At 76.1% G+C, this 12,192-nt stretch carries 7 protein-coding genes; 4 read left to right on the top strand and 3 right to left on the bottom strand.

The genetic code is table 11. The features are described from left to right. Positions 1-86: 86 nt before the first annotated feature. The gene (locus ACFRAV_RS15415) at positions 87-2,177 is read right to left on the bottom strand and encodes a HelD family protein (RefSeq protein ID WP_382555500.1); all 2,091 of its coding nucleotides are present in this window, start codon (positions 2,175-2,177) and stop codon (positions 87-89) included. Between the two features lie 299 nt (positions 2,178-2,476). Between ACFRAV_RS15415 and ACFRAV_RS15420 the strand changes: the two genes are divergently transcribed. Then, entirely contained in the window at positions 2,477-4,120 is a 1,644-nt protein-coding gene (locus tag ACFRAV_RS15420; RefSeq protein ID WP_382555640.1) for a DNA repair helicase XPB, read from the top strand. A gap of 115 nt (positions 4,121-4,235) precedes the next feature. Here the strand turns inward: ACFRAV_RS15420 and ACFRAV_RS15425 are convergent, their stop codons facing one another. Further along, the gene (locus ACFRAV_RS15425; protein WP_382555502.1) at positions 4,236-6,926 is read right to left on the bottom strand and encodes a helicase-associated domain-containing protein; all 2,691 of its coding nucleotides are present in this window, start codon (positions 6,924-6,926) and stop codon (positions 4,236-4,238) included. A 192-nt stretch (positions 6,927-7,118) separates the two neighbouring features. On the opposite strand from ACFRAV_RS15425, the gene ACFRAV_RS15430 reads away from it, so the two are divergent. After that, entirely contained in the window at positions 7,119-8,156 is a 1,038-nt protein-coding gene (locus tag ACFRAV_RS15430) for a hypothetical protein (protein WP_382555504.1), read from the top strand. Positions 8,157-8,817: 661 nt separating this feature from the next. Here ACFRAV_RS15430 and ACFRAV_RS15435 read toward each other — a convergent pair. Continuing rightward, complete coding sequence (locus tag ACFRAV_RS15435) at positions 8,818-10,224, bottom strand: MFS transporter (RefSeq protein ID WP_382555506.1); 1,407 nt, start codon at positions 10,222-10,224, stop codon at positions 8,818-8,820. Positions 10,225-10,568: 344 nt separating this feature from the next. On the opposite strand from ACFRAV_RS15435, the gene ACFRAV_RS15440 reads away from it, so the two are divergent. Together ACFRAV_RS15440 and ACFRAV_RS15445 are read left to right on the top strand one after the other, a co-directional pair. After that, a complete protein-coding gene (locus ACFRAV_RS15440; RefSeq protein ID WP_382555508.1) occupies positions 10,569-11,501 on the top strand; it encodes a DUF3027 domain-containing protein in 933 nt (310 codons plus the stop codon). A gap of 191 nt (positions 11,502-11,692) precedes the next feature. Further along, positions 11,693-12,184 (top strand): DUF2771 domain-containing protein, encoded by a 492-nt coding sequence (locus ACFRAV_RS15445; protein ID WP_382555511.1) that lies wholly within the window; start codon positions 11,693-11,695, stop codon positions 12,182-12,184. The last annotated feature ends 8 nt before the right edge of the window (positions 12,185-12,192 follow it).

Genomic DNA, 12,192 nt, shown 5'->3' on the forward strand with positions numbered 1-12,192 from the left:
GCCCGGCCGCCCGGCTGCCGGGCCGCCGGGCCGCCGGGCCGCCGGGCCGCGGGGCCGCCGGGCCGCCGGGCCGCGGGGTCGTGTCGTCAGGTGAGCTGGGTGGGCAGCGACGTCGCGTGGGTGACGACGAGGCCGGAGACGGCTCGGGTGAGGGTGACGTAGAGGCGCCGCAGGCCGGTGCGTTCGTCGGGCTCACCGTCGACCACGGCCTGCGGCTCGTCGAGCACCACGTAGTCGTACTCCAGGCCCTTGGCCAGCGAGGCCGGCACCAGGGTGAGCCGGACGGCGGCGGTGGTCTCCTCGCCCGGCGCGAGGTGCTCGACGCCCGCCGCGGCCAGCGCCTCGGCCAGCACCGGCACCCGCGCGTCCGCGGCGATCAGCCCCACCGACCCCTCGTTGCCCAGCAGTTCCTCGCAGGCCGCGACGACGGCCCCGGTGTCCTCGACCGGCCGGATGTCGAAGAACCCGGGGTTCTCACGGACCGAGGCGACCGGCGTGAGCCCCGGCGCGATGTGCGGCAGCAGCCGCGAGGCGTACGTGATCACGTCCGTCGGCACACGGAAACCGGCGGTGAGCTCCTCCACCGCCCCGTCCGGCTTGCCGAGGTGCCGCAGCGCCTCGTCCCAGCTGCGCGTGGCCCACGGCGTGGTGCCCTGCGCGAGGTCGCCCAGCACCGTCGCCGAGCCGGTGGTGCAGCGGCGGCCCACCGCGCGGTACTGCATCGGGGAGAGGTCCTGCGCCTCGTCCAGCACCACGTGCCCCAGCGACGGCGTCCGCTGCACCAGGTCGGCCGCCTCGTCGATCAGCACCGCGTCCGCCGCCGACCACTTCGCGGACCGCACCGACCGCGCCGGCTTCGTCCACAGCAGCAGCTTCTGCTCGTCCCCGGTGAGCACGCCCTCCGCCTGCTCGGCGAGGAACTCCGGGTCGGACAGCAGCCGCAGCACCAGCTTCGCCGGGTCCACCGGCGGCCACACCGCCTTCACGGCCGCCTTCACCGCCGCGTTGCGGGCCACCGAGTCCTGCACCCGGTCGTCCGGCGCCTCCCCGGACTGCTCCATCCGCACCAGCACCGCGTGCGCGATCCGCTGCGGCAGCGCCTCCCGCGCCGCGCCGTAGCGGATGTCCCGGCCGAGCAGCTCGGTGACGATCTCCTCGAGCTCGTACGCCGGGATCCGCCACCGCCGCGAGCCGCGGACCACCACCACCGGTTCGGTGGGCGTCGTGACGTGCGAGCGCACGGCCCGCCGCACCACCTCGGCCATCCGCGCGTCGCCCTTGAGCAGCGCGGTGGCCGGCTCGTCGGCGCCGCGCACCTCGACGCCGGAGACCTGGGCGACCAGGTCGTCCACGGTGGCCTGCTTGACCTCCAGCTCGCCCAGCGCCGGCAGCACCTGCTCGATGTAGTGCAGGAAGGAGCGGTTCGGCCCGATCACCAGCGTCCCGGTGCGGGCCAGTCGCTCCCGGTAGGCGTACAGCAGGAACGCCACCCGGTGCAGGCCGACCGCGGTCTTCCCGGTGCCGGGGCCTCCCTGCACGCAGACCGTGCCGCCCAGCCCCGAGCGGACGATCTCGTCCTGCTCCGGCTGGATGGTCGCCACGATGTCGCGCATCGGGCCGACGCGCGGCTTCTCGATCTCCTGCTGGAGCAGCCGGCTGGTGGTCTCCGCCTCCGCCGGGTCGGTCAGGCGCTCGTCCTCGTACGCGGTGAGCTCGCCGCCCGTGTAGCCGAAGCGGCGGCGCAGCCCGATGTCCATCGGGTCCTTGCGGGAGGCCCGGTAGAACGCCTGGGAGACCGGTGCGCGCCAGTCGATCACCATGGGGTCGCCGTCGGCGTCGTGCACGTGCCGCCGCCCGATGTAGAACCGTTCCCCGCCGGCGCCCTCCGCCCGGTCGGCGCCCGGCGCGTGCAGGAAGTCGAGGCGGCCGAAGAACAGCGGCGTGTCGCTGAGGTCGGCGAGGGACCGGATGCGTTCGTCGATCTGCCGGGTCAGGATCTGCGCGTTCACCCAGTTGGCGGTGACGTCGCTGATGTCGAGGGCCTCGACGTCCTCCCGCATGGCCCGCAGAGCGGCCCGCGAGGCCGCCAGGTGGGCGCGCTCCCGGGCGAGCGGGTCACCGGCATGAGGGTCGTCGGCGGGAGCGTCGGACGGGCTGGACGGGGTCGTGCTGGACACGGCATGCCTCCGGACGTGCGTACCTGATGGTGTGCGGTGACGGCCGCCGGGCGCGAGGCGCGGGGGCGGCGGACCGGCCGGTTTCCGTCCGGTCGGCGGCACTCCGGGGCACGGAGGCGGGAGACGCGGGATCCTACGCCCCCGCGCGGGGGCGGCGCCAACGCGTTTTCGCCACCACGGGCCGAAGGCCCGCCCGTGCCGGCCGGCTGGTGGCCCGGGTCACCCCGCGCCCCGCCCCAAGTGATGCACACTGGACGTTTGGCCGACGAGGTGCGGCCATGAGGGAGAGGTGGCGCGGGGTGAACGGTCCGCTGATCGTGCAGAGTGACAAGACACTGCTGCTGGAGGTCGACCACGAGCAGGCCGACGACTGCCGTCGGGTCATCGCGCCCTTCGCCGAACTGGAGCGGGCGCCCGAACACATCCACACCTACCGGATCACGCCGCTCGGCCTGTGGAACGCCCGCGCCGCCGGGCACGACGCCGAGCAGGTCGTCGACGCGCTGGTCACCTACAGCCGCTACCCGGTGCCGCACGCGCTGCTGGTCGACATCGCCGAGACGATGGACCGCTACGGCCGGCTGACGCTCTCCAAGCACCCCGTGCACGGCCTGGTGCTCACCACCACCGACCGGCCGGTGCTGGAGGAGGTGCTGAAGTCCAAGCGGATCGCCCCGCTGGTCGGCGTCCGGATCGACGCCGACTCGGTGGCCGTGCACCCCTCCGAGCGCGGCCAGATCAAGCAGACGCTGCTCAAGCTGGGCTGGCCCGCCGAGGACCTCGCCGGGTACATCGACGGCGAGGCGCACCCGATCGACCTGCACCAGGACGGCTGGCAGCTGCGGCCGTACCAGCGGCAGGCGGTGGAGAACTTCTGGCACGGCGGCAGCGGCGTCGTCGTGCTGCCCTGCGGCGCGGGCAAGACGCTGGTCGGCGCGGGCGCCATGGCCGAGGCGAAGTCGACCACGCTGATCCTGGTCACCAACACGGTCTCCGCCCGGCAGTGGAAGTCCGAGCTGGTGCGGCGCACCTCGCTGACCGAGGACGAGATCGGCGAGTACAGCGGCACGAAGAAGGAGATCCGGCCGGTCACCATCGCCACCTACCAGGTGCTGACGACCCGGCGGAAGGGCGTCTACCCGCACCTGGAGCTGTTCGACTCCCGCGACTGGGGGCTGATCCTCTACGACGAGGTGCACCTGCTGCCCGCGCCGGTCTTCAAGTTCACCGCCGACCTCCAGGCCCGGCGGCGGCTCGGGCTGACCGCCACGCTGGTGCGCGAGGACGGCCGGGAGTCCGACGTCTTCTCGCTGATCGGGCCCAAGCGGTTCGACGCGCCGTGGAAGGAGATCGAGGCGCAGGGGTACATCGCGCCCGCCGACTGCGTCGAGGTGCGGGTCAACCTCACCGACTCCGAGCGGCTGGCGTACGCCACCGCCGAGACGGAGGAGAAGTACCGCTTCTGCGCGACGACGGCCACCAAGCGGAAGGTGACTCAGGCGCTGGTCCGGAAGTTCGCCGGGCAGCAGATCCTGGTCATCGGGCAGTACATCGACCAGCTCGACGAACTGGGCGAGCACCTGGGCGCCCCGGTCATCAAGGGCGAGACCAGCAACGCGCAGCGGGAGAAGCTGTTCGACGCGTTCCGCAACGGCGAGATCAACGTGCTGGTCGTCTCGAAGGTCGCCAACTTCTCGATCGACCTGCCGGAGGCGACGGTCGCCATCCAGGTGTCGGGGACGTTCGGGTCCCGGCAGGAGGAGGCGCAGCGGCTGGGGCGGGTGCTGCGGCCGAAGGCGGACGGGCACCAGGCGCACTTCTACTCGGTGGTCGCGCGGGACACCGTCGACCAGGACTTCGCGGCGCACCGGCAGCGGTTCCTGGCCGAGCAGGGGTACGCATACCGCATCGTCGACGCCGACGACGTGCTCGCCGCCGACTGACGGACCCCGACGCGGGCGGGCCGGCGGGCGCCGCCCGCGGTCCGGCGGTCCGGTGGTGCCGCCGCCGGACCCGCCCGCGGTACGCCCGTCGCCCCCGTCGCGCCCCTCCGGCGCGTCACGCCTCGTCGTCGAGTTCGGCGACGCCGGTGATGCGGTGGAGGGGGTACGTGCGGACGCCCGCGGCCGTGTGGTCATGGGCGGTGACGAAGCCGCCCTCCACGCTGAGCGGCGTCAGCACCCGCTGGGTGGCGATCCCCGCCGCGTCGAGGTGACCGATCAGCACGCGGGTGCCCGTCATGACCGCCATCTGCAGCGTGGCCAGCGTGTCCGCCGCCGAACCGCGCGGCAGGTCCCCCTCCGCCCCGTCCGGCGCCCGCAGCGGCGCGGTCGAGGCGTCGTCCCCCGCACGGATCGCCCGCACCGCGGCGGACAGCGCCGGTCCGTCGGGCGTCGGCGGCCCCTCCGGCACCGGCTGCGGCACCGCGCGCGGCGGGGTCCGGTGCGCGGCGGCGCGGGCGATCAGCACGTCGCCCTCCGGCGACTCCGCGGCCGGGGCGAACCCCATCGACCGCAGACCCTCCAGCAGCGCCGTCGGGTCGGTCCGCGCCGCCAGCACGGTGGGCGCCAGCCGCCGCAGGCCCAGCCCGGAGGACCGTCCGTCGGCCAGGATCTCCTCCAGCACCTTCTCGTCGTCGCACCGCACGTACGAGGAGGACGCGCCCACCCGCAGCACGCCGTGCCGCCGGGCCACGTCGTCGATCAGGTAGGCCAGCGGCTGCGGCACCGGCGTGCGGGAGTGCGCGGCGAGGAAGGCGTGCAGGTCGGCGGCGGTGCGGCCGGAGTCCAGCGCGCGCCGCACCGAACCGGGCGTGAACCGGTAGACCGTGGCGCCGCCCTTGGACTCCACCTCCGCCAGCACGTCCAGCGTCTCGGCCAGCGGCCGCACCAGCGGCCCCGGCGCGACCGCCGTGAGGTCGGCCTGCAGCAGCACGTGGTCCAGCGGCGCGGGCAGCAGCGGCGTGAGGACCCGGGCCGCGAGGTCCGCGGCCTCGGCCTGCTCGGCGGGCGGCAGCGGAGCGGGGATCCGCTCGGGGCCGCCGGTGGCCCCGCCGGGGTGGTCGTGGACGTCGTGGTGACGGTGGACCGGGAGCCTGTCGCCCGGCCCGGTGTCCGCGACGGCGGTGGAGCCGTGGCCGCCGACCGCCTCCGTCCCGCCGGGCACTTCGTCGGGCGTCCCCTCGTGCGCCCCGGCCGCCGCGGGCTCCCGCACCTCGCCGAGGAGCAGCGCGCGGCCGTGCGAGGACAGCGCGCCGCGCCCGCTGACGCCGAGGCGTTCGGCCTCCTCCAGCGTCCAGCGGGCGATCCGGGTCCGCAGGTCCTCCTCGCCGCCGCCCGGCCCGCCGGAGGAGCCGGCCGAACCGTCCGCCCGTCGCAGCGGGCGCTCCCACTGGAGCCGCTCCAGCAGCGACCGTTCGTCCGGCGCGGCGCCCGACGGCAGCGAGGCCGCCAGCGTCAGCACCCGGTGCCGCACCTCCGGCGCGGCGGAACGGTCCAGGCCGGGACCGAGCGCGGACAGCGCACGGTCCTTGGCGTCCCGGCCGCCCACCACGCCGGGCGTGCGGGTGGCCGTCAGCCAGGCCTCGGCCAGCCGCGCCCACCGCTCGGCGGGCGGTCCCTCCAGCCACGCGTCGGAGGCGGGGGTCGGCGCGTACCGCTCGTCGGCCTCGCCGTCGGAGGCCAGCAGGCCCGCCGCGAAGGCGAGCTCCAGCCAGAACGCCGCCTCCGGCTCGGACACCCCGAGCGACACGGCGGTCCGCTTCAGGTCGCGCACGCTGAGCCCGCCGGCCCGCAGCACGGCCGGGCCGCCGCCGTCCCACAGCTTCAGCAGGTCCTCCACCGTCACCAGCGCCTGGTACGCCTGCCCGGCCGCGGTGGCGTCCACCACCTGCGGCGGGTGCTGCGTGGCGGCCCGCACCGCGGGCGGCTGCGGCTCGGTGACCCGGTGGGCGCGCCCGCCGCGCAGGTGCAGCGCCACCTCGCGGGGCAGCACGACGGTGCCGGGGGCGATCGGCAGCAGCAGGCCGCGGTCCATCAGCCAGCGCAGTCTGGGCGCGGGGTCGTGCGTCACCTGGCCGTAGGGCGGGCCCCACACCAGGCGGTCCAGGATCTCCAGGGAGTCGACGGGCGCGTCGGACAGCAGGTCGGACATCCGCTGCGGGTCGGTGAACAGGTCGGTGAGCGCGGTGACCGCGGAGACCGCGTCGTGTGTCGACGACAGGCCGGCGGTGGCCAGGATGTCCTGCACCCGGTTGGGCGACATGGGGACGGCGGCCTCCGCCACCGTCGGGCCCAGGCCGGTCGGCGAGGGGTGCCGCGGCGTGGGCGCCATCACCTCGCGGGCCGTGCGCACCAGCCGCAGCCGGGCGTCGTCGCCCCACACCAGGGCCTGCTCGCGCAGTTTCGCCACGGCGTGCGGGAGGGCGCGGGCCACCGGGGAGTCGGCGGCGTGCGGATCGTCCCCCTGCTCGCCCGCCATCAGCCGCAGCAGCTCGTCGTAGGACGCCGGGTCGGCGGCGACCGCCAGCGCCTCGGCGGTCTGCAGGGTGAAGCGGTCCAGCCGCTCCAGGGCGCGCGCCACGGACGCGCGGGTGCCGGCGCGGGTGGCCAGCTGCGTCAGGTCGGTGGGGACGGGGGTCACCAGGTCGGGGCGGGCGCGCAGCAGCGCGGACAACGACGCGTCGTCCCGGGCGCGCAACGCCTCCGCGAGGGAACGGGGGGTTGCCGCCGGCTTCTCCTCGGTGCTCATCCGCCTAACGGTAGTGGGTGGGACCGTCACAGCCTGGGCAGGCCTGTGGAGGGGCAGGCGGGGCGGCGGGTCCCGGGGAGTGTCAGGGGCGGCGTTCCGGGGCCGCGGCGGTGTCTCTGCGCTAGCGTGCGAAGGCGCGGGCCCGGGGGAGCGCGGGGCGGCGGCAGGGCGGTGGCACGGGAGGTTGAGCACGTGGGGATCGAGAGCGACCGGCTGGTCTACGACTACCTGAGCCGGGTCGGCGACGTCGCCCAGCAGCGGCAGCTGCCGTCGGCGACGCGGATGCGGCTGGTGACGGAGCTGCGCGGCGAGATCGACCGGCGGCGCGCCAAGGCGATGGGGGACGGTCCCGCGACGGTGCGGCGGATCCTGGACCGGCTGGGGTCGCCGGACGCGGTCGTCGCGGCGGCCGGCGGGTCGGTGCCGGTCCAGCGGGCGGCCCCCGACACGCCCCCCGCCGCCCCGTCGGCCCCCGTGGCACAGGCTCCCGCCGCCGCGGCCGCCGCGTCATCGGAGCCCGCGTCCTCGGCGCCCTCGGCGGCGGGGTCGCCCTCGCCCGAGGCCGCGCCGTCCGCCCCTCAGGGGTCCCGGCTGTGGGGGCTGCGCAGGAGCGTGCCGAAGCAGCGGGAGGACGAGGCCACCGCGGCGGGCGACTGGTGGCGGGTGGACCCGGTGGCGGGGCCCGACGAGGTGCCCGGGTTCACCGGGGGCGTCGAGATCCCCGAGATGCTCAAGCCGCCTCCGCGGGAGCGTGCACGCGACGGGGACCCCGGGGCCGGGGCGGACGCCGCCCTGCCGCCGGACCCGGGAGCGGTGGCGCCGGCCGTCGTCCCGGCGGGCCGGCGGTTCGGGTGGCTCCGCCGCGGGCGCAAGGGCGCCGGCGGCGGGGCGGGCCTCGGCAGTCCCGCCCTGATCGCCGCCGCGTTGCTGCTGGTCGCGGGCGCGGTGCTGGGTCACCTGCTGCCGCTGGCCCTGGGCTGGCTGATCGTCTGGGGCTCACGGCGGCTCGGGCCGGGCGGGACGCGGTGGGCGCTCATGATCATGCCGGGCCTCGCCGTCGCGGGCGGCGTCGTCTGGCTCTGGGGCCGCGCCCGGGGCCGCTGGGGAGCCCCCCTCCTCGACGGCGAACTCGCCGCCGCCCTCACCGAGACCGGCCCCTGGGTCCTGCGCGCCGCCGCCGTCCTCACGGCCGCCTACGTCCTCTGGCACACCCGCCGCCGACAGGCGTGAGTGCCCCCGGCCTCTCAGCGGCCACCGCGCCCGACACCACGGCCGGCCTGCCGGCGTGAGGCGACTTGACCCGGGCCTTGGCCGCAGTGGCCCCCCTGCGGGCATCGTGCCGCTGGGCCTCACCCCCTGCGGGCAATCGTGCCGCGGGGCGATGGGGGTCCCCCCGGACGAAGTCTGGGGGAGGGTGGGCGCAGGGCCTCATGTCCTCACGAAGCGGCTCGCTCCACGCGACGTAAGCCCTCTGGGGAAGGGGGCGGGTCGGGGGAACCAGAGGGCGCCGGCCGCCGGAGCTCAGCTTGGCCCGCGCTGCGGCGGGGGTCACGTGCGTACGGTGCCGTCGGCTCGCGCCAGGTGGGACGAGCCTCGCCGCGGAGGCGCCGCCCCTGCGCCCGCCTCCCCCAAGGACTTCGTCCAGGGAGCACCCCCATCGCCCCCTGGGCGGCCCAGGCGCCCGCAGGGGGTGCGCAGGCACGGTGCCGCGCGCGCCCGGCCGTCCGCAGGGGGGCGGGCATGGTGGCTCAGCCGCACGCAAGGGGCGGGAGCGGCAGCTCAGCTGCGGGCGGGGAGGTGGGTCCGAGCCGCCCGCGCGGGGACGGTGGAGGCGCGCCCCCGGACCGTGCCGTCACGTGAGGGCACGCCGCCCCCGGGCCGGGCCCCGTCGTCAGGCCAGGGTGCGGCGGCCCGTTGCCGCCGCGCTGTGGAGGAGGCCGCGGACGGTGGTGGCCCAGCCGATGCCGACGATGGCCGCGGCGACGGCCATGCCCAGGGGGCCCACCAGGGGGAGGGAGATGCCGATCGCGCCGCCGACCACCCAGGCGAGCTGCAGTGTGGTCTCGGAGCGGGCGAAGGCGGAGGTCCGCACCTGTTCGGGGACGTCCCGCTGGATCATCGCGTCGAGCGAGAGCTTGGACAGCGCCTGGGCGAACCCGGCCACGCCCGCGAGGACCGCCACCATCGCCGCCCCGAAGAACGCCGCGGCCAGCGCCCCCGCGAACACCACCAGCGCGACCACCGACACGATGATCCGCTCCGGCGCCCGGGCCCGCACCCACGCGCCGACCGCCGTGCCCAGTGCGTTGCCGGTGCCCGCCGAGACGCCGACGATGCCCATCGAGACGGCCACGCTCTGCCCGCTCAGCGGGTGCTCCCGCAGCAGGAAGGCCAGGAAGAACAGCAGGAACCCGGAGAGCACCCGCTGCGAGGCGTTGACCGCCAGCCCGTGCGTCACGCTCGTGCCGACCGCGCGCAGCGCCAGCCGGGGCCGGTCCCCTGGGCTGCGCCGGTGCGGGCCGTGCAGGTGCTCGGGGTCGGCCGCCAGCAGCGCCGGCTCCTCCCCCTTCGCGGAGTCGACCTTCTTCGGCAGCGAGAAGGACAGCAGCGTCCCCGCGACGAACACCGCGCACGCCGCGTACAGCGGCCACCGCGGCCCGAGCTGGTGCAGCGCCGCCCCGACCGGCGCGGCCACGCCGGTGGCGATCAGCCCGCCGAGGGTGACCCGGGAGTTCGCCTTGACCAGCGAGAACTTGCGCGGCAGCAGGCGTGGCACCACCGCGCTGCGCACCACCCCGTACGTCCGGGAGCACACCAGCACCGCCAGCGCCGCCGGGTACAGCTGGATGCCGCCGCCGACCACCGCCCCGGTGAGGACGAGCGCCAGCACCGCCCGCGCCCCCATCGCGGTCGCCATGGCGGCCCGGCGGCCGTACGGGATGCGGTCGATCAGCGGTCCGATCACCGGGGCGAGCAGCGCGAACGGCGCCATGGTGATCGCCAGGTACAGCGCGACGCGCCCGCGCGCCTCGTCGGTGGGGACGGAGAAGAAAACGGTGGAGGCCAGCGCCACGGTGATCAGGACGTCGCCCGCCCCGTTCACCGCGTGCAGCTCGATCAGCTTGCCCAGCCCCGACTCGCCCGCCCCGTGCGCGTGGGTGACCCGGCGGATCAGCCGGCCCAGCGCGCCGAACGGGGACCTCAGGGCACGTCCGACGGCACGGAACGGTCCGTCGTCACGGTCCGCTCCGCCGATGGTTCGCCCCCCGGCTCCCCGGGACGTCCGTACGGCTGCCACCCCGTCATAGTGCCCCGCCCGCGGCGGTTATGCGCTGTTCCGTCCGGGCGGTTCGGATTGTCGGAGGAAGGGCCGGCACGTCCCGCGAGACCCTCGCGCGCCGATCGGGAACGCCGGAACCGCCCGCCGGTGTGGGCCGACGGCCACGGAGAAGGTAGCGTTCGGTTGCGCGCCGTGGTGGTTGCACTCGGCTGCGCGCCTGAACCTCATCCCGCAGAATGGATGACATAGGTGCGCCCGAGCGCGATCGGGCGCGGACGTCGACGCGGCCCTTCGGTCCGCTCCGTCCGCCCCGCCGCCGTACGCGTGCACCCGTGAGACGGCGTAGGAGAGAAGCGATACCTGTGAGCGCAGCGACAACGCGAAGCCGCACCCCCGACCGCCTGTGCGCCGAGGCCGTCGACCTCGCCCGCGCCGCAGCCGAGGAGGCCGCCGCGCCGGGAGTCGTCGGCGAACACGTCGGCACGGTCTCCGAGGGGGACCGCGTCGTCACCCACTTCTTCGAGTGCCGGGACCTCGGCTACCGCGGCTGGCGCTGGGCCGTGACGGTGGCCCGGGCCTCCCGTGCCAAGATCGTCACCCTGGACGAGACGGTGCTGCTGCCCGGCCCCGACTCGCTGCTCGCCCCCGAATGGGTGCCGTGGAGCGAGCGGCTGCGGCCGGGCGACCTCGGCCCCGGCGACCTCCTGCCGACAGGCGCCGACGACCTGCGCCTGGAGCCGGGCTGGAGCGGCGAGGACGAGCCCGCGCCGAACTCCGCGGTCTCCGACGAGATGGCCGCGCTGGCCGAGGCGGAGGACGCCGAGGTCGAGGGAGCCGGACCGGCGGAGCTGCCGGTCACCCCGGCCCGCGGCACGATCGCGGCCGTCGCCGAGGAGCTGGGCCTGCGCCGGGCCCGGGTGCTCTCCCGCTACGGGCTGCACTCCGCCGCCGACCGGTGGGAGGACTCCTTCGGCCCGAAGGCCCCGATGGCGCAGGCGGCGCCCGCCACCTGCGTGAGCTGCGGCTTCCTCGCCCGGGTGGGCGGCTCGCTGGGCCAGGCGTTCGGCGTGTGCGCCAACGAGTTCTCGCCCGCGGACGGACGCGTGGTGTCGCTCGGGTACGGCTGCGGCGCCCACTCGGAGGCCGCCGTGATGCCGAAGCCGCCGCGGCCCGCGCCGCCGGTCCTCGACGAGACCCGGGTCGAGTCGATGGTCCTGCACCCCGTCTCGGTCCCCGACGAGGGCTCCGTCCCCGCCACGGCCGACTCCTCCACGGAGGACCTGGGCCACTCCTGACCCGGTCGCGGGCTCGCGCGGCCCGTCGCCGGGATGCGGCGCGGCAAGCGCCCCGCCCGGCCCCTCACCTGGCCTGCCCAGGAGGCGAAAGCGCCCCCCACACGGCGGTTCGCACCGTATGGGCGGCGCGGGGGACGGCACGCCGACCCCCGCGTGACCTTGTCGTTGCCGGGGCCAGATAGCCTTCGGCCATGACCACGATGCACTCCGCCGCGCGCCGCCGCCGAGCCGTCGCCGCCGCCGGCGCCGTTTCCGCCGGGCTGCTCGCACTCTCCGCCTGCGACGCGCCGTCGCCGGTCGCCACCGTGACCGTGAACACGGACACGGTCCACTCGGAGGCCTCCTGCTGGAACGACGGCAAGGCGATCGGCTCCGAGGAGCTGACCTCCTGCCTGCAGGACAAGGACGTCCCGACCCTGAAGGTGAACCAGGACGAGACCGTCCGGTTCGGCGTCGACCAGGAGATCGCCGACAGCCGCTGGGTGATCCTGATGAACGGCCGCCCGCTCGTCGAGGACAGCGGCCGCACCTACCGGACCATCCCCGGCAGCGTCTTCTTCAGCTCCCAGTACGGCGCCCAGGGCAACTCCACCGTCGTCGCCATCCAGGCGCTGGACGAGGACGACAAGGCCAAGACCACCGGCCTGTGGACGTTCAAGCTCAAGCGCGGCGACGACGCCTGACCGCGCCG

The organism is Streptomyces sp. NPDC056600 (genome assembly GCF_042792855.1).
Classification (GTDB): domain Bacteria; phylum Actinomycetota; class Actinomycetes; order Streptomycetales; family Streptomycetaceae; genus Streptomyces.

Bases quoted from the DNA above. Each gene is read 5' to 3' on its own strand.
- ACFRAV_RS15425 (WP_382555502.1), bottom strand. From the start codon at position 6,926: ATGAGCACCGAGGAGAAGCCGGCGGCAACCCCCCGTTCCCTCGCGGAG.
- ACFRAV_RS15445 (WP_382555511.1), top strand. From the start codon at position 11,693: ATGACCACGATGCACTCCGCCGCGCGCCGCCGCCGAGCCGTCGCCGCC.